General features: G+C 56.7%; 23 protein-coding genes. 13 read left to right on the top strand and 10 right to left on the bottom strand.

From position 1 onward, the window contains the following. Positions 1 to 7: 7 nt before the first annotated feature. From dnaN to HMPREF1023_RS07395, 3 genes are all read right to left on the bottom strand, one after another. Positions 8 to 1,108: a DNA polymerase III subunit beta gene (gene dnaN / locus HMPREF1023_RS07405; RefSeq protein ID WP_009305587.1), complete on the bottom strand. Its 1,101-nt coding sequence runs from the start codon at positions 1,106 to 1,108 to the stop codon at positions 8 to 10. Positions 1,109 to 1,470: 362 nt separating this feature from the next. Further along, positions 1,471 to 3,033 carry a chromosomal replication initiator protein DnaA gene (gene dnaA / locus HMPREF1023_RS07400; RefSeq protein WP_009305586.1) on the bottom strand — a complete coding sequence of 521 codons (1,563 nt, stop codon included), beginning with the start codon at positions 3,031 to 3,033 and terminating at the stop codon, positions 1,471 to 1,473. A 123-nt stretch (positions 3,034 to 3,156) separates the two neighbouring features. After that, on the bottom strand, positions 3,157 to 4,305 hold the full coding sequence (locus tag HMPREF1023_RS07395) for an ATP-binding protein (RefSeq protein ID WP_009305585.1): 1,149 nt from the start codon (positions 4,303 to 4,305) through the stop codon (positions 3,157 to 3,159). Between the two features lie 754 nt (positions 4,306 to 5,059). On the opposite strand from HMPREF1023_RS07395, the gene rpmH reads away from it, so the two are divergent. The 6 genes from rpmH (at position 5,060) to rsmG (ending at position 8,242) form a co-directional block, all read left to right on the top strand. After that, positions 5,060 to 5,194, top strand: a complete 135-nt coding sequence (gene rpmH, locus HMPREF1023_RS15250) for a 50S ribosomal protein L34 (protein ID WP_013981168.1) — start codon at positions 5,060 to 5,062, stop codon at positions 5,192 to 5,194. 13 nt (positions 5,195 to 5,207) lie between these two features. Continuing rightward, positions 5,208 to 5,534, top strand: a complete 327-nt coding sequence (gene rnpA, locus HMPREF1023_RS15245) for a ribonuclease P protein component (RefSeq protein ID WP_009305583.1) — start codon at positions 5,208 to 5,210, stop codon at positions 5,532 to 5,534. Between the two features lie 11 nt (positions 5,535 to 5,545). Beyond that, complete coding sequence (gene yidD, locus HMPREF1023_RS15240; protein WP_009305581.1) at positions 5,546 to 5,779, top strand: membrane protein insertion efficiency factor YidD; 234 nt, start codon at positions 5,546 to 5,548, stop codon at positions 5,777 to 5,779. 46 nt (positions 5,780 to 5,825) lie between these two features. Continuing rightward, positions 5,826 to 6,611 (top strand): YidC/Oxa1 family membrane protein insertase, encoded by a 786-nt coding sequence (locus HMPREF1023_RS07390; protein WP_009305580.1) that lies wholly within the window; start codon positions 5,826 to 5,828, stop codon positions 6,609 to 6,611. A 37-nt stretch (positions 6,612 to 6,648) separates the two neighbouring features. After that, positions 6,649 to 7,170: a R3H domain-containing nucleic acid-binding protein gene (locus HMPREF1023_RS07385; RefSeq protein ID WP_009305578.1), complete on the top strand. Its 522-nt coding sequence runs from the start codon at positions 6,649 to 6,651 to the stop codon at positions 7,168 to 7,170. Between the two features lie 430 nt (positions 7,171 to 7,600). Next, the gene (gene rsmG, locus HMPREF1023_RS07380; RefSeq protein ID WP_009305576.1) at positions 7,601 to 8,242 is read left to right on the top strand and encodes a 16S rRNA (guanine(527)-N(7))-methyltransferase RsmG; all 642 of its coding nucleotides are present in this window, start codon (positions 7,601 to 7,603) and stop codon (positions 8,240 to 8,242) included. A gap of 177 nt (positions 8,243 to 8,419) precedes the next feature. On the opposite strand, the gene HMPREF1023_RS07375 is transcribed toward rsmG, so the two are convergent. Continuing rightward, a complete protein-coding gene (locus HMPREF1023_RS07375) occupies positions 8,420 to 8,821 on the bottom strand; it encodes an endonuclease domain-containing protein (RefSeq protein ID WP_035578707.1) in 402 nt (133 codons plus the stop codon). Between the two features lie 341 nt (positions 8,822 to 9,162). Here HMPREF1023_RS07375 and HMPREF1023_RS07370 point away from each other — a divergent pair, with 341 nt between their 5' ends. Next, positions 9,163 to 10,047 carry a ParA family protein gene (locus HMPREF1023_RS07370; RefSeq protein ID WP_009305573.1) on the top strand — a complete coding sequence of 295 codons (885 nt, stop codon included), beginning with the start codon at positions 9,163 to 9,165 and terminating at the stop codon, positions 10,045 to 10,047. Beyond that, on the top strand, positions 10,040 to 11,089 hold the full coding sequence (locus HMPREF1023_RS07365; protein ID WP_035578704.1) for a ParB/RepB/Spo0J family partition protein: 1,050 nt from the start codon (positions 10,040 to 10,042) through the stop codon (positions 11,087 to 11,089). The genes HMPREF1023_RS07370 and HMPREF1023_RS07365 overlap by 8 nt, the downstream gene beginning before the upstream one ends. 133 nt (positions 11,090 to 11,222) lie before the next feature. Here the strand turns inward: HMPREF1023_RS07365 and rlmN are convergent, their stop codons facing one another. Continuing rightward, positions 11,223 to 12,284 carry a 23S rRNA (adenine(2503)-C(2))-methyltransferase RlmN gene (rlmN, locus tag HMPREF1023_RS07360; RefSeq protein ID WP_009305571.1) on the bottom strand — a complete coding sequence of 354 codons (1,062 nt, stop codon included), beginning with the start codon at positions 12,282 to 12,284 and terminating at the stop codon, positions 11,223 to 11,225. A 41-nt stretch (positions 12,285 to 12,325) separates the two neighbouring features. Here rlmN and HMPREF1023_RS07355 point away from each other — a divergent pair, with 41 nt between their 5' ends. Next, the gene (locus tag HMPREF1023_RS07355; protein ID WP_009305570.1) at positions 12,326 to 13,267 is read left to right on the top strand and encodes a D-alanine--D-alanine ligase; all 942 of its coding nucleotides are present in this window, start codon (positions 12,326 to 12,328) and stop codon (positions 13,265 to 13,267) included. A 52-nt stretch (positions 13,268 to 13,319) separates the two neighbouring features. Here the strand turns inward: HMPREF1023_RS07355 and HMPREF1023_RS07350 are convergent, their stop codons facing one another. Then, on the bottom strand, positions 13,320 to 13,964 hold the full coding sequence (locus HMPREF1023_RS07350) for a hypothetical protein (protein ID WP_009305569.1): 645 nt from the start codon (positions 13,962 to 13,964) through the stop codon (positions 13,320 to 13,322). A gap of 82 nt (positions 13,965 to 14,046) precedes the next feature. Between HMPREF1023_RS07350 and HMPREF1023_RS07345 the strand changes: the two genes are divergently transcribed. The 4 genes from HMPREF1023_RS07345 to HMPREF1023_RS15725 all read left to right on the top strand — a co-directional run bounded on the left by HMPREF1023_RS07345 (position 14,047) and on the right by HMPREF1023_RS15725 (position 22,005). Then, complete coding sequence (locus HMPREF1023_RS07345; protein ID WP_227111377.1) at positions 14,047 to 17,058, top strand: helicase C-terminal domain-containing protein; 3,012 nt, start codon at positions 14,047 to 14,049, stop codon at positions 17,056 to 17,058. A 24-nt stretch (positions 17,059 to 17,082) separates the two neighbouring features. Further along, positions 17,083 to 18,405, top strand: coding sequence for a hypothetical protein (locus HMPREF1023_RS07340; RefSeq protein ID WP_009305567.1), 1,323 nt, complete (start codon positions 17,083 to 17,085; stop codon positions 18,403 to 18,405). A gap of 141 nt (positions 18,406 to 18,546) precedes the next feature. Further along, on the top strand, positions 18,547 to 21,708 hold the full coding sequence (locus HMPREF1023_RS07335) for a hypothetical protein (RefSeq protein ID WP_009305566.1): 3,162 nt from the start codon (positions 18,547 to 18,549) through the stop codon (positions 21,706 to 21,708). Positions 21,709 to 21,855: 147 nt separating this feature from the next. Beyond that, a complete protein-coding gene (locus HMPREF1023_RS15725) occupies positions 21,856 to 22,005 on the top strand; it encodes a DUF5679 domain-containing protein (RefSeq protein ID WP_009305565.1) in 150 nt (49 codons plus the stop codon). A gap of 367 nt (positions 22,006 to 22,372) precedes the next feature. On the opposite strand, the gene HMPREF1023_RS07325 is transcribed toward HMPREF1023_RS15725, so the two are convergent. The 4 genes from HMPREF1023_RS07325 to HMPREF1023_RS07310 form a co-directional block, all read right to left on the bottom strand. Next, positions 22,373 to 22,828 carry a MarR family winged helix-turn-helix transcriptional regulator gene (locus tag HMPREF1023_RS07325; RefSeq protein WP_009305564.1) on the bottom strand — a complete coding sequence of 152 codons (456 nt, stop codon included), beginning with the start codon at positions 22,826 to 22,828 and terminating at the stop codon, positions 22,373 to 22,375. Between the two features lie 12 nt (positions 22,829 to 22,840). Beyond that, the gene (locus HMPREF1023_RS07320; RefSeq protein WP_009305563.1) at positions 22,841 to 23,140 is read right to left on the bottom strand and encodes a ferredoxin ydiT; all 300 of its coding nucleotides are present in this window, start codon (positions 23,138 to 23,140) and stop codon (positions 22,841 to 22,843) included. Beyond that, on the bottom strand, positions 23,137 to 24,438 hold the full coding sequence (locus tag HMPREF1023_RS07315) for an FAD-dependent oxidoreductase (protein WP_009305562.1): 1,302 nt from the start codon (positions 24,436 to 24,438) through the stop codon (positions 23,137 to 23,139). Before HMPREF1023_RS07315 ends, HMPREF1023_RS07320 begins: the two co-directional genes overlap by 4 nt. Positions 24,439 to 24,712: 274 nt before the next feature. Beyond that, a complete protein-coding gene (locus HMPREF1023_RS07310) occupies positions 24,713 to 25,597 on the bottom strand; it encodes an electron transfer flavoprotein subunit alpha/FixB family protein (RefSeq protein ID WP_009305561.1) in 885 nt (294 codons plus the stop codon). Positions 25,598 to 25,602 lie beyond the last annotated feature (5 nt).

Raw genomic sequence — 25,602 nt, 5'->3', positions numbered from 1 at the left:
CGCGTCCTTACGCGATGCGCACGGGCATGACGAGGTACAGGAAGTTCTCGCCCTCGTCCGCCTTGAAGATGCCGGGCTTCATGGATGACTGCACTTCGAGGAACACGTTGTCAGTGTTCACGGAGGACAGCCCGTCCAGCACGTAGGCGTAGTTGAACGCAATCTCCACGTCCTCGCCTTCGCCCTCGCACGACAGCGTCTCCTGGGCCGAACCCACGTCCTGCGCCACGGCGGACAGCTGCACGGTCTGCGACGCCATATTGATGTCGAAGCGCACCGGCGAGCTGGTCTGTCCCAGCAGCGACGTGCGCTTCACGCCGGCCACGAGGTGCCCCACGTCCATGCTCACGCGCGTGGCGTAGGAATCGGGCAGCAGCTGGCGGTAGTTCGGGAAGTTGCCTTCCAGGCGGCGGTTGATGAATACGGTGTCGTGGTACGTGACGACGATCTGGTTCTCAGCCAGCGCCAGCTTGAGGTCGTCCTCCGAGCGCGGCAGCGAAGATATCTCCTGCAAGAACGATCCCGCGATGACCGCCTGGAACTCCTCGGCGCTGGATTCGGGAAGCTCGGCTTCGGTGATGGCGAGGCGATACGAGTCGGTGGCCACCATCTTGAGCGTGGTGTCCTCCAGCGTGATCAGCACGCCCGTGAGGATGGCGCGGCTCTCGTCCTTCGACACCACGCGCGCCACGCGCTTCACCATGGAAGCGAACTGCGTGAAGGGAATGGACACTTCCTGCTGCACGTCCACGTGAGGGAATCCGGGGAAGTCCTCCGCGTCGAGCGTCTTGATGGAGAACGACGCCGTGTCGCACGTGATGACCGCCGAGTCGTCCTCGGCTGCCACGTGCACGGCTGCGTCGGGCAGGTTCTTCACGATCTCGGAGAACAGCTTGCCGGGAACCACGGCCTTGCCCGTCTCCTCGATGAGCGCCGAAACCGAGTACTGGATGGACAGCTCGAGGTCGGTCGCTTGAAGCGTAAGGGTGTCGTCGTGCGCGTCGAGGTAGATGCCCGACAGAATGGGAAGCGTCGATCGGGTTGCGATGCCCTTGAGCACCACGGACAACGCGTTCTGCAATTCCGATTGGTTGATGCTGAATTTCAAGACGTTCCCTTTCTCTAGAAGCAGCGAGCGCTGCCGTCATTATAGAGGTTCGAATGTTTCACGTGAAACATTGCGCATGATCGGCATGACGTATGAATGCGGGTTTTCGGGTTTTGCTCTTTGCTCTTGATCTTCTCTAATATATCTAAGGTTTTAATAGTTGTAATAATAAGGGCGGTGGAAATGTGGAAAACCTACGTTATCGCATGTCAACCCTTGGAATTCTTCCTGAATCGATCGTGCAGACCGAGCACCCTCCCTCAACATCAATTATCGCTTTTATTATCTTTCCATAGGGTTGCACCGCTTTTCGGCAACTTGTCAGTCATGTTTCAGTCATCTTTCCGCCGAACGCGCGTACGCTACATCTCGTTGATGAGCCCGCGCAGCGCTTCCAGCTCCTCGCGCAGCTCGCGGTTCTCCTTCATCTTCTCCTCGACGTTGGTCACCGAGTACATTACGGTGGAGTGGTCGCGGTTGAACTTCTTGCCGATGTCGTTGAACGGCAGGTCGAGCATCTGGCGGCACAGGTATATGGCTATCTGGCGCGCGTAGATGATGTTGCGCGTGCGCTTCTTGCCCACGAGGTCGGCGTGGCTCACCTTGTAGAAGTTCTCCACTTCCTTTTGAATGTCGGCGATGGTGAGGCGCTTCGAAGGGCCGCCGGTGAAGTGGTTCTCCAGCAGCGTGCGCACGTCGTCCAGCTTGAGGTCGGGCTGGTTGAAGAACGTCATCTGGTAGATCACCTTCGTGACGGCGCTCTTCAGCTCGCGGATGTTCGAGCTGGAGCTTTCCGCGATGTACATCTGGATGTCGTCGGGGATGTTGAAGTCGTGCGACCCTTCCGACTCGCGGTACTCGTCCACGAAGCTTTTCACGATGCCCAGCTTCGTCTCGATCTCGGGGGGCTGGATGTCGAACGTGCCGCCCGAGTTGAAGCGGCTGCGGTAGCGCTCGTCGATGTCGATGTTCTTCGGCGCGCGGTCGGCCGACAGCACCACTTGGCGGCCCTGGCTGGTCAGCTTGTTGAATATCTGGAACACGATGTCGAGCGTCTGCTTCTTGCCCTGCAGGTACTGGACGTCGTCGATGAGCAGCACGTCGGCTTCCTCGTAGCGCGTCTTGAAGTTCTTGTAGCTGGATTTCTGCTTGTCGTGCGCCGCGCTGGCCTCCATGTAGTCGCTCAACAGCTCGGCCGAGTCCACGTAGATGGTGGAAAGCTGCGGCATCGTCTCGTTGATGTAGTTCTGGATGGCGCGCATGAGGTGCGTTTTCCCCAGACCCGACTTGCCGTAGATGAACAGCGGGTTGAGGTGCGCCTTGCCCGGCATCTCGGCCACGGCCACGGCCATGGAGTACGCCATGCGGTTCGAATCGCCGATGACGAAGTTCTCGAACGTAAGCGTGGACGCGGGGCTGTCGGGGCCGTCGAGCGCTATTTCTCGTTTCGCGCCGACGCCGGCGACCTCTTCCCCTACCGCCCCTCTATGCGCTTCGGGACGGCCTGCGTCGATTTGCGGCGAACTTGCGGCATTCGCGGCAGGAGCCGGCGCGGGCTGCGGAGAGCTGACGGGCGCAGGCGTTTCTGCCGCCGTCGCCATGGTTGCCGCCGGGGCTGCCTGCGCGGCGGGAGGAGCAGGCGCCGGAGCGGGAGGTTCGGCGGCTGTGATGTCCACTTCGATGATCACGGTGAACGGCATGTGGTACAGGTCGTTCAGCGCGCGTTTGATGAACTCGACATAATGACGCTCGATCCATGTCTTTATAAAGTCGTTGTCCGCGGTGATCATGAGGAACCCGTCGCTCATAGCCTGCGGATGCAGGCGTGAGAAGAACGCGTTGATCTGCGACGGATCGATATTGTTGTAGCTTTTCACCTGGCCGCATACTTCGGACCAGACCTGCTCGAGTTTTTCGCTGTTCATAGCTTGCTTCCTTGATGGGGGCATCGCGAATGTTTCACGTGAAACATCTCTCTCGTGCGTCAAGCGGGCGCCACCCGCCGCCGCTTCGATTGTATTAACAGATCGAAGCCGGGTAAAGGCCGATTATAGGGAATTTGCCACGTGGTATCCCAGATCGGTCAGAATGCGCTTCTGTCCGACCGTTTTCTCGATAAGCCCGGCTTCCTCTAATTTCGACAGCGCCACGTACGTGCTTGATTGCGGCACGCCGGTCAAACGCGACAGGTCCGTTACTCCCAGGGCTCCTTCGCTCAGGAAGATGGGCAGGAAGTCGCGCTCGCGTTGCGACAACGGGGGGATAAGCGGCGCCATCGCATGCTGGGCTTGCATGTCCATGCCCTGAGCGCGATGAGCCGGGGCACCGTGCTGGGGATAGTAGGGCGCGCCTGCCGCGTAGGGATTCTGCGCATAGCGCGGGGGCGCGTACTGCGGTTCGGGCTCGTAACCGTAAGGCGGTCGTGCGGGCGCGGCTTCCTGCGGATACGGTGGGTTTGCGTATCCGTATTGCGCCGGGTAGGCGGGTTGCTGCATCGGCTGCTGGGGAGGAATCTGCTGCTGCAGCTGCTGCGGCGCCTCGTGCATCGGGTAAGCGGGTTCCATGGCCGATGGTTGCGCGGATGCAGGGTGAAGCGCGCTCGATTGGTCGACGGGCGGCATATCGGTCGCCTCGCCCGCACGTAGGCTGATGGTCACTACGGCGCCTGTTCCCAGGTTGTCCTCAATGGTGATGGTGCCGTGCGAGAAATCGAGGTACTCTTTCACGATGGGCAAGCCCGACCCCACGCCGCGAATATAGTGTTTCATCGGCTCCACGGCGGATGTGAACCCGGGGATCTGCGCTTGATCCTTATAAGGTATGCCCGGGCCCTGGTCGGCGAAACGGATGGTATTGCCCTCGTCCAGGATGGACACGGTAGCCTCGGCGAAACGCGCGTGGATGAAGTTTTCCGATACTTCGCGGATGACGGTGTACGGAATGGTCCCTCCGGCGTTTTTAGCCTGTTCATAAATTTTCGATGCAAGGCTTTCAATGAATTCAGCCGTCGGCGCCGGGTGTATCTCCGTCACGCGCGGGGCGCTGCGAAGATCGTCGTACAGCGCGATGCGCGCTACGGCGTGTACATGCGTGTAGTCGAAAGGCTCCACGTTTTCATCAGCGGTTTCATCCTGATGATCTGCTTTTTCAATCTGGTTGTCCAATGGTGTTCCGTTTTCAGATTCGATATTCAGCATTTTTCAGCAACATTCAAAGGCATTGTAGCGTTTTTTCGATTCTGAATCTATCCACCTGGGGAATTCATAGCATTCAAAACTATGTATTCATCTATTTCTAAATCCTGCATTGCTTTCCACATGGGCTTTTCAACGTTTTCCACTTTCTATTCAGAAAATGTGGAAAACGTTGAAGAACATATTCTGGAAAACGTACGAACGTTGGTGAAAAACGTGCAAAAATGTTGATAGCCTCCAAGCGGATTGGCGCTTCCTGGGCCGAAACGCGTCCTCCGGCAGGACGTGACCGTTTGAATTCGTTTACGTGAAGATTGGGTAACATATTGCCCGGTCGCATGGGTGAATCACCCGGCAAGCAATATATAACACCAGGTCAAAGCTTTGTTAATAACTACGATCACCTTTTATGCCTGATGAGAGGCTTGTAAAAGAATGAGAAAATATCCCTTGACAAACCGATGACGTTAGAGATTTCCACAACGGCTCTCGAATGAATCGAGAGTTTTCAACATTTTCCACAATCGAGCTGCGCGAAAAAGAGGAAAACGGTTGAAAAAATAGCCACCCGGGCATGGTCAAGGGCATTCAGAACAAACTTTCGAGGTTTTCCACGGCGAAGAGACCTTCCCTGGGGTTCGTTCTATTCGAAGCGACCTGGAAAAAATCATGAACCCTTCTTGTGAGTTTTCCTTGACTCCCCGGTAACGTGAGCTATACTTTCGAGGTTGCTCTAAAACCATGAAAGGGAATCAATATGAAGCGCACGTATCAACCTAACACTCGTAAGCGGGCTAAGTGCCACGGTTTCCGTGCTCGTATGTCGACGAAGGGCGGCCGCAAGGTGCTGGCTGCTCGTCGCGCCAAGGGGCGCAAGCGTCTCTGCGTGTAAAGAGAGCTTTAGGTTGGAGACCATTAAATCCCGCGGGGATATCTCCGATCTGTTCTCATGCGGTAAGCGTCTGCATACGCCGTACCTTACGTTCATAGTGTTACCCACGAAGCAGCACGGCCAGCAAGGTCGTGTTGCTTTTATTGCGGGTAAAAAGTCAGGGAATGCGGTATGGCGCAACAGCGCTAAACGACGCATGCGAGCCATATGTCACGAACTGGGTGGTCCGTGGGCGGGCTACGATGTGATATTTCTCGCGAAGTCGGGTATCATGAGGAGTTCTTATAGTAAAGTGCATACAGCATGTGCCGAGACGTTGAAGCGGGCTGAATTACGTTAGGGACGAGAGGAATGAAGGCATTTCTGAAACAGGTGCCGTGCAAAGTGGCGGTGTTTCTCATCACCTTCTACCGGGCTGCCATTTCCCCTCTGTTCCCTTCTTGCTGCCGCTTCACGCCGACGTGCTCCGAATACGGGCTCATAGCCTTCCAGCGCTACGGGTTCTGCCGGGGTTTCAAGCTCACGGTGAAGCGTGTGCTACGTTGTCGTCCGGGGGGTTCGCACGGCTACGATCCTGTTCCTTGAGGTCGTCGCGCGGGCTTCTTTGGTATAGAGGAAGGAACAACTGAACATGTGGGACGTATTTAAGGACTGGATATTCGACATTATCCATTTCTTCTATGACTTCTGCGGCGACTGGGGCCTGGCCATCATCATCGTGACGGTCATCTTCCGTATTCTGATCTCGCCTTTGATGCACAAGCAGACGAAATCGTCGTTTCAGATGCAGAAGGTGCAGCCGCTCATGCAGGAGCTGCAGCGCAAGTACGCTGACGATCAGCCTCGCTTGCAGGAAGAGATGCAGAAGCTCTACGCCGAGGTGAAGTTCAACCCGCTGGCGGGCTGTCTGCCCATGCTGCTGCAGATGCCTATCTTCATGGCGTTGTTTCAAGTGCTCAGCGAGATGGGTTCGCGCACATCGGGCACCACCTACGAGTTCTACAACCTGGTTCCCAGCTTGGTTATGAGGCCTTCTGAGGCTCTGGCCGTTGGTTTTGGAACGTTTGTTCCCTATTTGATCCTTATGGTGATCTTCGCGGGCGCCACGTTTTTGCCCATGGTTCTCATGCAGATGGGAAACAAGGACAACCCGCAGCGCAAGCAGACCATGATCATGGCCGCTGTGATGAGCGTGTTCATGCTCTGGATCAGCTGGAGCTCGCCCGCCGGCGTGCTTCTGTTCTGGGGCGCGTCCTCCCTCATGGGCATCGCGCAGCAGCAGATCTCCATGCGCATCATGAAGAAGCGCGACGCCGAGGCCGCTGAAACCATCGAGGTGAAGCCTATCGAGGTGGACGTGACCCGCAAGCAGAAGAAGCCCCGTCCGACCAAGAAGGATACGACGAAGCGCAAGTAACCGCGATTGTTTCACGTGAAACATTGAGGAGTCTGTCATGGCTGAAGAATTGGTTGATGAGAAGCCTCTTGATGAGGAACCCGCTGAACTGACCGACGAGGATCTAGATCGCATTGCCGATACGGCGATTGGAGCGCTCCAAGATATTCTCAAGTACTTCGAGGTGGGCGAAGTGACCATCGACGAGTACGAAGGCGACGAAGGTGAGCTGATCCTCGACATCACGGGCGACGATCTGGCGGTGCTGATTGGCCGTCACGGCAAGACGCTCGACGCTCTGCAGTTCCTCGTGTCGGCGATTACCGTGCGCACCATCGGGTTCCGCTACCCGGTCATCGTGGACGTCGAAGGTTACAAGAGCCGTCAGCGCGAGAAGCTGGAATCGATTGCCCGTTCTTCCGCGAACCGCGCAGCTAGCCAGAACCGCAGCATCAAGCTTCGTCCGATGACGCCGTACGAGCGTCGTATCGTGCACATCTGCCTTCGCGACGACGACCGTGTGGAGACGGCATCTGAAGGCGAAGGCAGCGCCCGTCATGTGGTGATTCTTCCTCGCTAAACTTGTAAGTCTCAGTTTAGCCGCAAGCCCGCATCGAAAGGTGCGGGTTTTTTGTTTCTAATGTTTCACGTGAAACATTAGAAGTTCCTTTCAATCGAGACTTTCGATGATGGCTCCCCCGTCTCCCTTCGTGTTTCGAAAGCGAATCGCCTTAAACCTGATTCTCCTTTGTCCTTACGCTAAATGTTTCACGTGAAACATTAGAAAAGGGTCAAGAGCTCGGTTTATTGTCGTGAGTGTTTCACGTGAAACAATAGACAATGGTCTAACCTCAGTCTGTTTCGCGTCATGAATGTTTCACGTGAAACACTCTTACCTGAGGTGCGTTTCGCTCAAATGCTTCACGTGAAACATTTGAAACGTCGTGATTTGAATGTTTCACGTGAAACATTCCTCTATACTGAGGGCATTCGATTATAGAGGAGTGAACATGCGCGAGGATCTTTTGAAACGCCATCTGGAGTTGGTTATCGAAGCCAATAAGACCACCAACATCACGCGTATTTCGACATGGGATGAAGGGATGCTTCTCCACGTGCAGGATTCTTTAGTTGGTCTGCCTGAATTGAGAGAAGCACCGGAAGGTCGAATGGTCGATATTGGATCAGGGGCAGGTTATCCGGGTATTCCCCTAGCTATAGAGAGCGGTCGTTCTACGCTTCTAGCTGATTCCGTCGGTAAGAAAACCACGATCCTCGCTTCGATGGTGCAAACGTTAGGTCTTGATAACGTTGATGTGTATACCGGCCGAATCGAAGACCTTGCTCGTGAAGAACCTGCCTCGTTCGCTGCGGTGACCGCTCGGGCGCTTGCTCAGCTGTCGATACTCATGGAATTCGCCAGCCCGTTGCTGCAGGAAGGTGGGCGGTTGATTTGCTATAAAGCCAATGTATCCGATGAAGAGATGGAGCATGCCCTATCGTTGCAAAACCGCTTGGCGATGAAGCTTGTATCCGATCGTATCGTTGAGCTTGGCAAGAATCACCGCCGCATCATTTGCTTCGAAAAAACGGGTACCCCGCATGTAAAGCTTCCGCGCAAAACAGGCTTCGCGCAAAAACGCCCGCTCTAATGCAGAATGTTTCACGTGAAACATTCTGCATTAGAATCTAGCGCTAACCTTACGCGGATTCCATTCAGTTCTAACACGCAGCCTACGCGCATTTAGCTCGGATCCAGAGTAAACGCCAAACGCCGCGTTCTCGCATAGACAACGCAGATAGTGAATTGAATTCGGATCCAGCGGAGTCTAATGTTTGTCCTTCATTTTTTGGAATAGGCTTCCGTGAACGTCGTTACGACGCTTGAGGACTTCAGCGTGGATCGCTTCGCACACGCCTTCGAGGTTCTCCATTACTTCGTTATTAGTGAATCTCAGCTCTTTGATCTCGAGCATTTCGAGAAAGGTTGTTCTAACGCGGTCGTATTCCTTCTGGCTTTCGGTATAATGGCTATCACCGTCCAGTTCAATGCTGAGACGCGCCTTTCTGCAATAGAAATCAACAATGTATGATCCAATCACTTTTTGAGCTACGAACGGTGTAGGATATTCTCGTAAGAACGAGAACCAAAGCCTTCGCTCGGGATAGGTCATTTGATTACGCATGTTTTCTGCCCGCTGAGCGAGTAATTGGCGCCGCGTGGTATTCATCAGCAACCTCCTTTTTCCTATTTAGTATTGTACAGATGTGGTCTTACGTGCATATGGCAGGTTTCTAGCGTGAGGTCTATGCGGATATCACGCCGTTTACCTTGTTTTCCAACGCGGTTTCTATATTTGTTTCACGTGAAACACTTTTGGTTCTAGCAGGCTCCCGATGTTTCACGTGAAACATTTTGGGCGAGTGTTTCACGTGAAACACTAAACAAGGTATACTGTGTTCGCGGTCAAGAAAGGGGGTCCCTGTGGGACTATTCGATGGTCTCAAACGAGACAAAAAAGCAGCAGAGACTGTCAAGCAACATAAAAAAGAAGAGATCGTAGAGGACGAGTTGATCATCGACCATATTGAAGTGGTTGAACGAGAGACTGTGAAGCCTTTGGCAGAGCAAGAAGTTCCTCCTACTCCTATCAAGACGATCAAAGATAAAGCGCCTGTCAAACATGTGGTCGGTCAGACAAAGGTGATGGCCATCATCAATCAGAAGGGCGGCGTTGGAAAATCCACGACTGCGATCAACCTTTCCGCCGCATTGGGAGAGTTGGGCAAGCAAGTTTTGTTGGTCGATCTTGATCCGCAGGGCAACTCCTCGAGTGGTTTAGGTATCGAGAAGAGCCAAGTGCACAATTGCGTGTACGACGTTTTATTGAACGACGTTGCAATAGAGGATGTCATCATCCCGGATGTGGGCGAAGGGCTCGATCTCGTACCAGCCACGATAAATCTTGCAGGGGCAGAAGTAGAGCTTGTATCCGAGATGGCCCGTGAGAATCGCTTAAAAGACGCCGTAGGAAGCCTTCGAGGCAAGTACGACTATGTATTTATCGATTGCCCTCCTTCTCTCGGCTTATTGACGGTCAACGCGCTTGTTGCTGCGGACAAGCTGTTGATACCAATTCAATGCGAGTTTTACGCACTGGAAGGTGTGACAAAACTCCTTGATTCAATGAAACGTGTCAAAACTCGTCTGAATCCTACCCTTGATATCTTCGGTGTTCTTCTTACTATGTACGATGGTCGTACTACTCTTTCTCGACAAGTCGTTGAAGAGGTGCGCAGCTATTTCGGTAAAACGGTTTTTACGACGCTTATTCCCCGTACGGTTAAATTGTCTGAAGCACCGAGCTTCGGCCAGCCTATCACCCAATACGATCCATCGGGCAAGGGAGCGCAATCGTATGTAAACCTCGCAAAGGAAGTGGTACAACGTGGCTAAAGCGAACAAAAGCGGATTAGGTCGTGGCTTGAACTCGCTTCTTGGTGGAGCGTTTGAGGAAGCAGCCCCTCTCGAATCTACGCCCAAACGGGTGTTGGTGGAGCAACAACGCGAAGAGACTGCCGTACCGATCCCTATGCATACCGAACCCGTGGTTGAACGTCAGAATGTTTCACGTGAAACAATCACGCCAATGAAAGAGGAATCGATCGTCGATGGTGAAAGCCAGGTAACCATTAAAAGCGTTGTTCAGCGCCGAACCGACGAGGTTCCGATAGAGTCCGTCAGCCCGAACCCCGATCAGCCGCGCACGAACTTCAAAAGAGAGGCGCTTGAGGAGCTTGCAGCATCAATCGAGAAGGATGGTCTGCTGCAGCCGATTCTCGTTCGTCCCGTTGGAACCAATGAATATCAGATCATCGCGGGCGAACGTCGTTGGCAGGCATGTAAAATCGTAGGATTGAAAACCGTGCCGGTACGCATTAAGGATGCGGACGACGATCAAGCGCTCGAGCTTGCTCTTGTGGAGAATATTCAGCGTTCCGACCTTAATCCTATAGAAGAGGCATACGGTTATCGCCGCATGATGGAGCGTCGTAACCTCACGCAGTCCGAAGTAGCACAGGCTATGTCAAAAGGCCGTTCTACTGTGGCTAATGCGTTGCGTTTGCTCGAGCTTCCCGAAGAGGCGCAGCAATTATTGTTCGAGGAGAAGATATCGGCGGGTCATGCACGCGCAATCCTGTCCATTCCCACGAAAGAAGGGCGTCAGAAGCTGACGGACAAGCTTGTTGCGGAAAAACTTACGGTTCGAGAAGCAGAGGCTATCGCGCGTCTGTTCTCGGGTAAGCGCAATGACGCCCCGACGAAGAAGGAGCCGTTGCCTAAGACGTTTAAAACGGTGGCAAAAGCTTTGAAAGATGTGTTGCATACGCCCGTAAAGGTGAAGTCTTCTAACGGAAAGAACAAGATTGAGATTGAATTCCAAGATGAGGAAGATCTCGAGAGGTTGTTCGAGGAGCTCATAGCTGCAGCGTCCTAAAGGTCGAAAGGTTCCCAAAAGAAAGCCCGGAATGTTTCACGTGAAACATTCCGGGCTTTCTTATTTTTGTATACGTATTCTCTTGTATATCCGTTGCAACGGTAGGCAACTGAAGTGTTTCACGTGAAACACTTCAGTTGCAAGGCTTGAAGGTGTTTTTCAGTTGGCCACAGGCGCCGGAGATATCAGAACCGCGGGAGTCGCGCAGCGTAGCTTCCGTTCCTTTCTTAGAAATTTCGGAAAGCCATAGATTAATCGTTTCAGGCGAGCTCGGTTGGAATTCCGAACCTTCTATTGCATTGATAGGGATGAGATTGACGTGGCATAGAAGATTCGAGCAGAACTTTTGAAGAGCCTTAAGGTCGGCAGGTGCGTCGTTCACGCCTTCGATCATGATGTATTCGAGCGTAACCCGGCGGTTTGTCTTCGCCACGTAGTTCTGAAGCGCTTCTTTCAACGAAGGCAATTCGTAGCGAGCAACATTAGGCATAATGAGGTCGCGAATCGGTTGACGCGCTGCATGGAGTGAAACCGCGAGGGTAAATTGCTCGGGTTCCTCAGAGAAGCGTTCCAAACCAGGCAAAATCCCGCAGGTTGAGACGCTGATATGGCGTGCTCCGATCTCAAGACCTTTCTTGTGGTTAAGGATGCGCAATGCGGCCATGGTGTTGTCGTAATTGAGAAACGGTTCTCCTTGACCCATTCCTACGGCGTTCGTGACACGCTTCCCCATGTCTTCTTGGACGATAAGTACTTGGTCGACTATTTCTCCCGGTGTGAGATTGCGCGCGAAACCTTCCTGGCCTGTCGCGCAGAACGCGCATGCGATGGGACACCCTGCCTGCGTGGAGAAGCATACGGTCAAGCGATCGCCGTTGCGCGAAGGGATGCCTACGGTCTCTACGCGGATACCGTCGTCGAACTCAACAAGGTATTTCCGCGTCCCGTCTTTCGAAATCTGACGATCGACGACAGTCGGCATCGTGAGTGGAAAACGTTCAGCAAGGGTTGCTCGCAGAGAACCAGGGAGATTCGTCATCTCGTCGTAGCTGGACGCATGTCGTTGGTAGAGCCATTCCTGCAGCTGCTGCGTGCGAAAAGCGGGCTGCCCTAGTTCTTTCATTACTGAAGCGAGTTCGGGCAGCGAATAGGTTTTGATTGATTTATCCATAGCCGCCATTATACATTGTTTCACGTGAAACATCCCTTTGCTATACTGCAACGAACGTATCAAGGATGATGAAAGAAGGATGCATGTCTGAATGCCGCGTGGCGTTGCTCGCCGGAGGAAAGAGCGGGGAACGCGAGGTGTCTCTCGCATCGGCCGAAGGCGCGCGAGAGGCCCTTGAAGAAGCCGGATATACCGTTACGCAGCTCGATCCTGCCGACAAGGAGGATCTGAAACGTTTGATCGACGGTCCTTTCGACGTTGCTTTTCTCTGTTTGCATGGGAAATATGGGGAAGACGGCACCGTGCAGGGTCTTTTGGAAACGATCGGGCTCCCTTATATCGGTAGCGGGGTATGGTCGAGCGCTTTGGCAATGGATAAAGTGAAGTCGAAGCTGTACTACGAACAAGCCGGCATCCCTACTCCCCCCTCTGTGCCGCTGCAGAAGGGGGATTCTTACGACGTGGATTCTATCGTCGAGAAGCTGGGCACGCATTGTGTGGTGAAACCCGGCACGGAAGGAAGCGCACTGGGGGTGTTCATCGTCGAAGGTGCTGCGGCGATCGGCGAAGCAATTGAGAAGGCGTTCGACATCGATTCAGAGGTTCTTGTTGAGCGCTATATAAAAGGTAAGGAGTTGACGGTTGCGGTCATTGGCGACGCAGAAGTCGAAGCGTTGCCAATAATCGAAATCGTTCCTAAAAGCGATTTCTACGATTTCGAGTCGAAATATGCTCCCGGTGGTTCGCAGCACTTGTGTCCCGCGCCGCTGTCGGATGAAACGACGCGGATGGTGCAAGAGCTTGCGGTTCGTGCCCACCGCGCGTTGTCGTGCGAAGGGGTTTCGCGCTCTGATTTCATTTTGGAAGAAGACGGTTCGTGCTGGACGCTGGAGACGAATACCATTCCCGGCATGACGGGAACATCGCTGCTTCCCGATGCCGCGCGTGCGGCGGGCATTTCTTTTCCGGAACTCTGTACGCGGCTTATCGGTTATGCCCTCAGTTAATAAACGGAGGAGTGGAATGTTTCACGTGAAACATTCCACTCCTGAAGAAAGACTAGAACGCGCCGCATGATTTGAGGCTGAAAAGAGCAAGGGCTACGAGCGCCAGCAAGAACAGCCAGCTGACCGCATAGCAGCCCTTGTTTCCTTTGCGCCCCTGCTCGATGAGTTTCTCGGACATTTTACGTCGACTCTTCATGATCACCGTTCCCGCTTCCTTTGGAGGAAATGCTACGGTCTGTTTTGGAGTCCAATTACCATTGCTGGAGATTACCTGTTCGACACCTTGCTCGCCGAGATCGATTTCCGGTCGCACGCCATCGGAAAGACGCTGCGCCGTTGTAGCTATGAAAGGCTTGAAAGCTTGATCGAGATTGGAATCGTAGCAGATGATGGCGACTTGGCCCCAGTAGTGGCCCGGTTCGGGATGGTCGGTGAACGCGACGAACGACAACAAGGCTTGCAGTTTCCACTCGCGTGCGGCGAGAATGCTCAGCTGGCGTGAAAGCTCAGCATCGAGAAATCCGATCAGCGCGCCGAAGCGGTTTTTCATCCAAGCTGTGGACACCCCGTTGTCGGTTTGAAATACGATCTCGAACACGTCGCCTATAGGATTATCGGCTCCGAGCAGGATTGCAGCATCTTTCTTTGAAAGGGTATTGAATCGTGCGTACGTACCGAAGTAACGCTCAGCCTGCATGTTCTCTCCTTTGAGCCGTTCTTTTTGTCAACGTCGGCGTAACAGTTTGTATGATCCCATGATAGATGATAGGCTGGACGGTATGGATAAACAAAATATGCTCTCGCAGGATACCCTGCAAAGTTTCATAAGCGATGGCACTTCCCAGGCCGTCCGCGACCGGTATGCGTCGCTTCCCGAAATCGCAGCGACGATGGATTTCGGCGATCTCGACCATAACGTCGTGGTTCTGGACACCGAGACCACCGGCTTCTCTTTCAACCATGATGAGCTGACGCAGATCGCTGCAGCTCGCATGGAACAAGGCGAAATAGTCGAATGGTTCATCACGTTCGTGAACCCGGGAAAGCCCATTCCGGAAGATGTCGCGCACCTGACCGATATCCACGATAGCGATGTGGCCGATGCTCCGCTTCCCGCCGACGCACTGGCCAAGCTTGTGGAATTCATTGGCGATGCGAAGGTGGTCGCGCATAACGCAGAGTTCGATCGTACGTTCACCACGCGTCATCCCAGCGGTTATCCCCTGTTGGAGAATACCTGGATCGATTCGCTCGATCTTGCGCGAATCGCGCTTCCCCGCATGAAATCGCATCGCTTGCTCGATCTTGTACGGGCTTTCGGCGCGCCTTTGTCGACACATCGCGCCGATGCCGACGTCGAGGCAACCTGCGCCATCTTCCGCATCCTGCTTGCAGGTGTCGCCGCGATGCCGCCGGCGCTTGTGTGCGAGATCGCCCATATGGCGACTCCTGACGAGTGGTCGACGAGGATGGTATTCGAGCAGTTCGCCCGAAAGTACGAGGTGGAAGCGAACCAAGATGTTTCACGTGAAACACCAAGTTTGAGATTCTCTTTGCGCGCCCTTCGTCGTGACCGCTTGGGCAAGCTGGAGCGCGCGGCGAAGCTGGACGCCGACGATATCGCGGCCGATCCGCAACGCTCGCTTGCGTTCCCTTCAGATGCGGATATCGTTCAAGCCTTTTCGGAAACCGGGCTCGTGGGGTCGTTGTACGAAGAGTTCGAGCCTCGCATAGAGCAGGTCGCTATGGCAGAGGCAGTGAGAAAGGCATTTTCTTCTTCGGAGAACCTGTTGGTCGAAGCGGGAACGGGCGTTGGAAAGTCCATGGCGTACCTGGTTCCCGCCACGTTGACGGCGCGGGCCAACAATATAGCCGTCGGCGTTGCAACGAAGACTAATACCCTGCTCGATCAGTTGGTTTACCATGAGCTGCCTGCATTGGAAAAAGCGCTTCGGTTGGCCGACCCTGACAGGCCGTCTCTGACGTATGCTCCGCTCAAGGGTTTCTCGCACTATCCTTGTTTGCGTAAGATCGGCCATATCGTCGAGGAAGGAGCGCAGACGAAGCTGTTCGGCAACAAAGAGCAGACCCAGGCTCCCTCCCTTGCCGCCTTGCTGTCGTTTATCGAGCAGACTGAATACGATGACATGGACAGCTTGAAAATCGACTATCGCGTGTTGCCTCGTCGTCTTATCACTACGACGGCGAACGATTGTTTACGACGTAAGTGTCCTTATTTCGGTACTTCATGCTTTGTGCACGGTTCGCGCCGGCGCGCCGAGGCGGCCGATATCGTGGTCACCAACCATAGTTTGCTGTTCTGCGATCTCGTAGCAGATGGTGGATTGCTGCCGCCGATCCGCTATTGGGTGGTGGATGAGGCCCATGGAGCCGAAGCCGAAGCTCGTCGGGCTTTCTCGTTGTCGCTTTCGGCCGAGGACATAACGCGCCTGGCCAACCGTGTCGGTGCCGATGAGGCTTCCCGTAACGTGTTCGTGCGTGCCGAGCGCCGTGTGGTGGTGCCCGGCATGGAAGAGGGTTCTTCGCTGTTCTACGCCCTTACCGGCAAGGCGCGCTCTGCGGGCAAGGCCTACGCTGATGCTGCGCGGGAATTCTCCGCTCACCTCAAGGACCTTCTGTTCTTCGATCAGAACAAAAAAGGAAAAGGCTACGAGATCGTCGAGCTGTGGATCAATTCAGATGTGCGTTCCAGCGCAACGTTTGCCCAGGTAGCAAGCTATGGTCGAGCGATGACCGAAGCAGCGGAGAAGCTGGTGCGCGTGTGTCAGGAGCTCGTGGGATATCTGGAAGAGCTCGAAGGCGCGGCAGAGATCCAGCGCGAGATAGCATCGACCGCGATGGAGCTCAAAGACCAGATGAACGCCGCCGACATCATCTTGGACAGGGCTCCGGAAACGTATGCCTATGCGGCCACTTTGAGTCGCAAGAAAGATCGCGTCGCGGAAAAGCTGGAAGCGCTGCTGATCAACGTGGGCGAAGTGATGAACGAGACGTTGTTCGAGCGCACGCACTCGACGGTGTTCGCGTCCGCCACGTTGGCGGTGGACGATAAATTCGACGCATTCGAAAGCGCCCTGGGATTGAACGCTTCGGAGCATTCGACCTGTCAGATGTGCAAGCTGGATTCAAGCTATGATTTCGACGCTCATATGACAGTGTACGTGGCCAGCGATATGCCGGAACCGAACGAAGCCGCGTATCTTGCCGCGCTGCAGCGCCTGCTGGTGGACGTTCACCGCGCGCAGAACGGCTCGATGCTGACCTTGTTCACGAACCGTCGCGAGATGGAGCGTTGCTTTGACGAGGTACAACCCCAACTCAAAGTCGATGACCTGCGCGTCGTGTGTCAAAAATGGGGTGTGTCGGTAAAAGGTTTGCGCGATGATTTTCTGGCGGACGAGCATCTTTCGCTCTTCGCTCTCAAAAGCTTTTGGGAGGGATTCGATGCTCCGGGCGCTACGCTCAAAGGGGTCGTCATTCCCAAGCTGCCCTTCGCGAAGCCGACCGATCCTTTGTCGTGCGAACGGGCGGCTCGCGACGATCAGGCGTGGAGGCGCTACGTGCTACCCGCCGCCGTCCTTGAGACGAAACAGGCTGCTGGTCGACTTATCAGGAAAGCTGATGATACGGGCGTGCTTATTCTCGCCGATCGTCGCTTGTTGACGAAAAGCTACGGCAAAGCGTTCCTTAATTCCCTTCCGAGCAGGACCATCAAGGTGATGACGGCGGCTGAGATTGTAGCCGATCTCGAGCGCTCCAACAACGGGTAACGCAAGGCGATCCGGCTGGTACGAATGGGTAAGAGGGAAGACAAGATAACGCGTGCCGCGCATATCAAAAGGCATACGCGCGGCACGTCGAACGAGATATCGTTCAGCGTGCTCGACGCGGCAAAGAACGCGCTGGAAGGCGATGACGACGGCCTGAAGCACAGGCCAGGCCGCATCTCGCTCTTCACTCTTCCGGGCAAGCGGAAAAAGCCTGCTCCCACGCCGACCAAGGAACGTGGATTGCCGCTTTCAACTGGCGGTTTCGTGTCGGTTGATGATAGTGGACCGACGTCGAAGCTTGGAATGATTGCTCCGCCGCCGCGTTCGTCCGGCTCGACGGAGAAAAACCCTTCCACGGCCTTAGCGGTTGCCCCTGTCAAACCAAAACGCTCTCCCGAAGAAGAGATAGCCCTCCGCAAAGCGCGGCGTCGTCTGAGCAAATGGCTTGCGATTGCGGTGGTCGTGGTGGTGAGCGCCGGCCTGTTGAGTGCGGGAGGCGTGTACCTCTATCGCGATTATCAAACCCAACAAGGACACGTTGCGGTACTTGACGATGCGTTGCTGCTCGTCAAAGAGGCTGACGAGACCATAGAAAAGCTCGATGAGGTAGTGAAGAATCCTTTTGCTGATGGAAGCGATGAGCAGCGTGTTGATATCCAAGCGCAGCTCGAGGATGTCGAAGGAAAGCTGCAGGATGCTGATGAAAAAGCGCGCACCGTCTCGCTGGAGCTGAACGGTGCTCGCGAGAAGGAGGCCGCAAACCAAACGGTAGCGGCGATCGCAGCGCGCTACACGCTTGTCGAACAGGGCCAGCTTCTCATGAACGCCGCGACGGAGGCTCAGCTCGCCGCCGAGCAGGTGGATCGTGCTTGGAAAACCGTTTTGAAAGGCGACGATTTGGCGCGCCAGGCCGCTCAGCTGGTCACCGAGACGACGGTTGAAAACGTCGAGGCGTCTAAGAACAAGACGAAAGAAGCGCTGGCTGCCTTCGATGAGGCTTATCAGGCTTTTTCGGACGTTCAATCGACGTATGCGTCGGCTGATTTCTCGCAGTACTTCGATTATATTGGCAAGCGTCAGGAATCGCTCGGTTATGCCATCGCGTCGGACGATGCGATTCTGGCAAAGAACAAGGAAGAAGCCACGGCTCAGAACAATGCTTACAACATCGCCGATGCCGAAGCGGCGGTGCTTGCGAAATCGCTTCCCGAAGATCCTGCGGTCATCATCGACGAAACCTTCGCAGAAGCCACGGCGGATGTTGCAAAGGCCTATTCAACAGCACGTTTACAAGCGCGCAGCGCAGACGCTTTTATTAGTGATTATTTGGGTGCGGAGAGCAAATAGCGTATACTTGCATTATGTGTGCCTTGTAGAATCATCAACGAAAGGCAAAAGAGTATGCCGGACATACTAGATCACGTCGCATATCTATCACAGGAAATCGGACCTCGTCCTGCGGGGACTGAAGAAGAGCAGCAAGCGGCGTTGTACATTACCGAGCAGATGCAGAAGGATGCGGGTCTTTCCGCAATCATAGAAGATTTCAGCGGAGCTCCCGGAGCCGAAGCCCCGCGCGTTATCTGCTGCGCGGCTACGCTGATAGTCACTATTCTTGCACTGTTTTTGCCAGCGGCGGGTGTAGTGTCCATCGTGGTCACGCTGTTGGCGGCTCTCCTGTTCGCCGCCGAGGTGTTCAACCGACCCGTGCTGTCCCGCGCTTTCGCCCGAGGTGTCAGCCAGAACGTCGTGGCGAAGTACGAGCCCGGCTACTCGGCCGAAACGGGCGGATCGCGTCGGCGCAAGGTGATCGTGGTGTCGCGCTACGACAGCGGCAAGGTGAACGCCGAGCTCAACGGCCCGCTGCTCTCGATTCTTCCCATCCTGCAATGGGTTACGTTCGGCGCCATGGTATTCCTGCCAGTGCTGCTGATCGTTCGTAACGTGGTATTCCTCAACGCCGAAGGCGCTACCGCCATCGTGTTGAACGTGCTGGCGTGCATCGCGCTGGTTCTGGTTGCTTTGCCCCTGGTGTTCGCGCTGCTGCACAAGCTGGCTTCGTATAACGAAGGAGCGAACTGCAACGCCGCGGGCACGGCCGTGATGCTGGAAGTCGCACGCCGTGTAGGTCGAGGCCGTGTGAGCGAAGCCGAGCTGGCCGCGAACGCCGATGCTGCGATCCACGGAGAAGATGCGGCGCGCAAGGCGGGGTTGGTTCCTGAAGGCGCGCAGCTGGTGTACGAAGCCGCTAACGTGAAGCCTCCTGCGCCTGCTCCGCAGACTCCCGAAGCACGCCTGGCTGCAGCGAAAGCCGCCATCGCCGCGCTGTCAGGCAAGCCCGTTTCAGGGGTTACAGCGTCGGATATCGCTCAGAACCTCGTCCAGATCAAAGAACCCCCGTTGCCTGCGGCTACTGACGAAGGCTATCGAGAGTTGCGCGACGAGACGCGCGAAGCGTTGTCCAGCATTCCCGAGGATACCATGCAGGAGGCTCTGGCGAACGCCGAGGCTGCAGCTGCCGAGGGAGCTCGCCGCGCCGCCGAGGAGGCGGCCGCCATTGCGGCGGCAACGGCCGGCATGGCAGCATCGTCGTACGATGCCGTGAGCCAGGCGGGCGGAACGAGCAACGGGGTTCCGGACTGGTTCAAGAAAGCTCAGGAGAAGGCGAAGAAGCCCCGTAACGCAGACAAGCCGGTGCAACGCTCTCGTTTCGCAAGCGCTCTTGATGCAGCCGACAGCGAAAGCGCCGGAAGTTTCGCCGAGGCGAGCAAGCCCTCGGATCATGGAACGGCGGATGTATTCGATTCCGGTAGCAACGATTCTCTTGATGTGCAGGTTCCCCAATGGCACATGACGGAAGCAAGCGCTGCGGACGGTTCGCAGCGCCTCTCAGACGATGGCGATTACGAGGTCCCGTCCGGCGAGGAGGGCTTGCAAGCTCCGTCGAGCGCCGCGCACCAGGCTGCCGTCGAGGATGCTCAAGGCGATCCGTTATCGACAACTGCCATGCCGCCTATTGACGTAAGCGGGCTTCGTCCGGATGACATGCCGCCCATCAGCGATGTTCCCATGCCCTCGTTCCTGGATCCGCGCAAGGTGCAAGAAGAAGCCCGCGCTGCTCAAGCCGACATGCAGCGCTCTGGCAACCGAGTGGACGTGACGGGCGCCCCCATCGGCGCAAGCGGACGAATCGACGTCGACATCGAAAGCTACGAGGTTTCCGCCGAGGAAGCCGTCCCTCAGGCCGAAACGTCTGCCCACCGGCCTATCGTGTTGCCTGATATAGGAGTTTCGGCTACGAATCTGCCTCCCATATCAGAGCTGCCGAAGCAACGTGCTCCGTTGGCAGAAGTTGAGACGTCTGGTAAATCTGCCGCGAAGAGCCTGCTGAGCATGCTTCCCTCCATCGACGTGAGCGGCGATTCGACGGAAAGCGCATCGGGGGAAAACGCCTCGAACGTGAGCGGCGATTCGGTTGAGAAGAATCATTCGCTCCGCTCGATGCTGCCATCGCTTTCGGGTTCGATCAGCCGCGCCGATGCGTCAGAGGGCAAAACTTCGAACGTCAGCGCAGCGGGCGCGTTCGTTCCTGCGGGAGCAACGGGCACGTTCGCGCCTATTGGCGATGAGCTGCTGGATAATGTCGACCCTGAAGATATCTACATCGACGATGCTGATGATTCCGCGTACGAGCAGAACTTCACCGAGTCGGGAGCCTTCGCCGGCCCCGGGTACGTGGAAATGCCCAAATCGCGCGTTCATCGTCTGTTCGACCGTCTGCGCCGTAAGAGCAAAGACCAAGAGCCTTCGCCTCAGGAGTGGCTTGAAGTGGATGAGTCTTTCGATGCTCGCACGGTGGGAGCTGAGCGCGGCGGCTGGGAAAGCTTCCGAGAGGATGAGGGAGTCGTCGATCCCGGTGCGACAACACAATTGGATCCCTACAACGCGGGCTACGAGAACGGCCAGTACGATACGATCGAAGAAGACGGATTCGACGGCTCTTACGACTATGAGGGCGTTGACGAATACGATGACGGATACGGGCCTGACGAGCGTCGTCCTTGGCATGGCGGAGCGTTTTCGCCCCGTCGTATGGAGAAGGCTGAACTCGACCTCAACAGCGCTTCGAACGAATCGTCTGAATCCCTCGATTTCGATGATCCCGACGTCCCTGCCGAGCTCAAGCAGATATACCAGTTCCGCAACCCCGACATCAACACGGAAGTGTGGTTCGTCGCGCTGGGTTCGGAGCTCGCTCAAAACGGCGGTATGCGCGCATTCATCACCGAGCATCAGCAGGAGCTTCGCGGCTCTATCATCATCGATCTCGACGGCTTGGGTGCTGGCGACCTCTGCATGATCGAGCAGGAGGGCATGTACCGGACGGTGAAGACGTCCTCGCGTATGAAGCGTTACATCAAGAAGGCTTCGCAAGCCACCGGTTTGAACGTGGGCGGCGCGCAGATCAAATGGAAGGACAGCGCTGCTTCCTACGCCATCAAACAAGGGTACCAGGCAATGCATCTGGTAGGCATGAACGGAGCGAAACCGGCGTTCTTTGCGCAAGGCGATGATGTGTTGGAAAACGTTGACGAGCAAACGCTTGAAACGAATGCCGACTTTGTTATGGAGTTGTTGAAGAATATATAGGTGCCCCTATCCGTCCTCGGTGGGCGTTTTTCAGCCTGCCTTATAATACGGGTTTGTATGCGCTGGTTATTGCCAGGGTATGCCACGATAAAGTGCGGGATGAAAGCGTCCTGCTCAAGTACAGAACAGAGAGGTGTTTTTGCAGCCATGGCTATTGAAGCTTATTGCGTGAAATGCAAGGCCAAGAAAGAGATGAAGGATCCCGTTGAGAGCCTGACGAAGAACGGTAAGCCTATCACGAAGGGCAAGTGCCCCGACTGCGGTACCACGATTTGCCGTATCGGCGCTGCGAAATAACCTCGCTCTCACTGATGACGAAAAGGACGGCTTTGGCCGTCCTTTTTTTGCATTATGAAGGTGTTTCACGTGAAACAATCAATGAGGATAGTAAGGGCGAGGAACGATCGAGGCAGATGATAGGTCGGGTTCGTTCTTCGACGGGCGATAACGGATGTCTATCCGTATCAACATGTTTCACGTGAAACACTTGTCGCATTGTTGTGAGACTTTACGATTTATGTTTCACGTGAAACAATCGGCGCTCGCTATTTTCGACATCTTCCTCGGAGCTGCGTTCGTCCGCTTGACGCATGAAGCATGAAGCGCAGACGAACGTAGCTCCGAGGTTTTCTTTCCCGCTAGATGGGAAAGGACGCGTCTTTTCCTACGATGGGGTTTCGCACGAAGGACAGCAGCTCGACAGATAGTCGGTTGCGTCCTGAAAAGCATTCAAAAGACCGTCGAGGTCGTCGTATCCCAAATGTTTGCCGAGCCCGTCGAAGAACCGATCAAGCGTCTGCTCGGTCTCTTTTGCCGTGCGCGCTCCCAAGTAGGTAAGGCTCAGCGATAGGCTACGCGCATCCTCGGTGGTGCGGTGCCGTTCGATGAAGCCGCGATTCTCCAGGTTTCTCAACACGCGCGATAACGTGCTGGGCTGCAAGTTCAGCTGCTTCGCAAGCGCGCCGGGGCGCAACAAGTGCTGAGCCGCGCCCAGTTCCAGCAGAACGCGGGCTTCGTCATGGGTGATGCTGACGTGCGTGCTGAGGAACAGCGCGCATGCGCGATCAAGCTCCGTCGCCAGATGTAGGAGATGGCGGATGGTACTGTACGTTTCGCGCATGCTGCTCTCCTCCTACCCGAACCGGTACTCCACGCCCATTGTGGGCTGGGGGTTCTCCCACTTCTTGACGATGGTGCCCTCGCAGGCGATGCGGCAGGTGCCGCACTCCAGGCAGCCGGCGTAGTCGAAGGACTTCTTGCCGTCCTCGTCGATCTTGTAGAGCGCCGCCGGGCACACGCGCACGAGCTTCAGGAACTCCTCGTCGCCGGGGTCGTCCACGAGCTCGATGTGCGCGCTCTCCTCGTCCACCTCGTACTTGTCGATGGCCAGGAACTCGTCGACGTTGACCGTGATCTCCTTGACCTCGCTCACAGCGACTTCACCGCCTTCCGAACCTCGCCGGCCAGCTTGAGCAGGCCGCGCTGCTTGACTATGGGCATCATGCGCTTCATGAGCGGCTTCTGGGGCTTCCCGTCCACGCTGAACATGGCGTTGAAGACGTCGCGCACCATGACGGGGTACTCGGTGAACATGCGGTCCCAGCCCTCCATGACGTGGGGCCACTTGGAGAAGGTGCGCAGGTCCTGGATGACGAAGGAGCCCTCCATCGCCTCCTTGTAGGAGGCGAGCCCCGCCTCGCTCGTGTCGCCCGCGTCGAGCGCGCGCACGGCCGCCTGGCCCGCCATCTGGCCGGAGGCCACGGCGAAGTCCATGCCTCGCACCTGGTAGCCCATGTTCATGCAGAGGCCGGCCGACTCGCCGGCCACCAGGCAGCCGTCGAACACGTACTTCGGGACCATGCCGTAGCCGCCCTCGGGCACCATGTGGCCGGAGTGCTCGACGAGCTTCGCGCCGCGGATGATCGGCGCGACCGCCGGGTGGCCCTTGAAGTCCTCGAGCATCTGGTACACCGGCGTCTCGTTCGCGCCGTCGGCGGCCAGCGAGATGGTGGCCACGAGGCCCAGGCTGATCGAGTCCCTGTTGGTGTACAGGAAGCCGCCGCCGACCTTGCCGTGCGTGCAGTCGCCCACGAACAGCATGGCCGCGCCCTCGCCCTCCGGCACCAGGAAGCGGTCCTCGATCGTCTGCGCGGGCAGCTCGAACACCTGCTTGATCCCGACGGCCATCTGGGAGGGCTTCGGGCGGGGGTTGCCCAGGCTGCGCTCGCAGAGCAGGCTGTTCACGCCCTCGGCGACGATCGTCGCCTCGGCGGTGATCTCGTCCTCGCCGGCGCGCACGCCGACGACCCTGCCGGACCCGTCCTTCAGGAGCTCCTCGACCGCGATGCCGCAGATGTACTCCGCGCCCGCGTCCTCGGCCTTGGAGGCGAGCCACTGGTCGAAGGGCGCGCGCAGGACCGAGTAGGAGTCCTTGCCCTCCTCGGCGAGCTCGGGGCTCGTGAAGTCGATCGCCGTCTGCGAGGCCGGGTCCATGAGCGCGATGCGCTCGTGGGTGATCCTGCGCTCGAGCGGCGCTTCCCGCTCGAAGTCGGGGAACACCTTCTTCAAGCTGTGCGAGTAGATGCGCCCGCCGGTCATGTTCTTCGCGCCGGCGAAGTTGCCGCGCTCGACCACGAGGGTCGACTTGCCGGCCTTCGCGAGCTCGTAGGCCGCCACGGCGCCCGCGCACCCGGAGCCCACGACGATCGCGTCGAAATCGGTCTCAGCCACGTTCCTCTCCTCTCTCTTCCTTCTCTTTTTTCCAATACGGTAAGGGCGCCCTGCCCCCCGCATCGCGGAGGCGAAAGCGGCCACCCGAAGGGGGCCGCCTCTCTCCGTGGCATCCCTCAAGTTCTCCAAAGCCGCCCTGCCGTCCAAGGCGGGCGGCAGCGACGTGAATCGAAGGGAGGGTGCCCGGCGTGCCCACCAAGCGAGTTCCACAGCGAAGCGAGGACTGTCTGAGCGTCTGGGCATGCCGGGCACCCTCCCGGACAGGTTGAAAAGCCTACAGAGCCGCCGCCAGCCTCGGCAGGACGTCCTTCAGGTCGCCCACGAGGCCGTAGTCGCACTGCTTGAAGATGGGGGCGTTCTTGTCCTTGTTCACGGCGAACATCGTGCCCGCGCGGTTCACACCCACCATGTGCTGCATCTGGCCGGAGATGCCGATGCCCAGGTACACCTTCGGCGCCAGCATCATGCCGGACACGCCGATGTAGGCCTCTCGCGGCATCCAGTCCACGCCTTCGGCCAGCGGACGCGAGCAACCGCACTCGCCGCCCAGCTTCGCGGCCACGTCGCGCATGAGCTGCAAGTCGGCTTCTTCGGCGAACCCGCGCCCGCCGGCCACCACCACGCCGGCTGCTGCGAGGTCCACGTCGCTCTTCGGCAGATCCTTCGTTCCCGTCACGCGCAGGGCGCGAGCTGGGGCGGCGAAGGGAGCTTCCTCGACGGCGTCGGTGCCCGAAGCGGAGGCCTCGTCGAACACGCCGGCACCCACCGTGTAGATGGCCGTGCCGTTAGCCCTGCTCTTGCGCTGGCCCACGCCGCCGAAGTACATGGTGGTGGCCAGGTCGCCTTCGAACTCGATGACGTCGGTGATGGTCGCCGTGCCCATATGGGCGGCCAGCCTGCCGGCCAGAACCTTCATGGAACGGGTGGGCTCGACCAGGACGATGCCCGGAGCCTCGGCGTCCACGACGGAGTTCACGCTGGCGTACGCGTCGTCGATGGCGTTTCCGGAGGGAACGTCGATATGCACGGCCTTGTCGGCCACGCCGGTCAGAGCCTCGACGCCGGGGGCGATCAGCACCACTTCGTCGGCCATGCCGCGGGCGCCGGCGCACAGGGCGCGGGCGGCGGCGGAGGTTTCAGCGATAACGCATGCTTTCATGTCCA

It is taken from the genome of Eggerthella sp. 1_3_56FAA, from assembly GCF_000185625.1.
GTDB lineage: Bacteria > Actinomycetota > Coriobacteriia > Coriobacteriales > Eggerthellaceae > Eggerthella > Eggerthella lenta.
The sequence above is the reverse complement of the archived record's forward strand: the minus strand, read 5'-3'. Positions and strand labels throughout refer to the sequence as shown.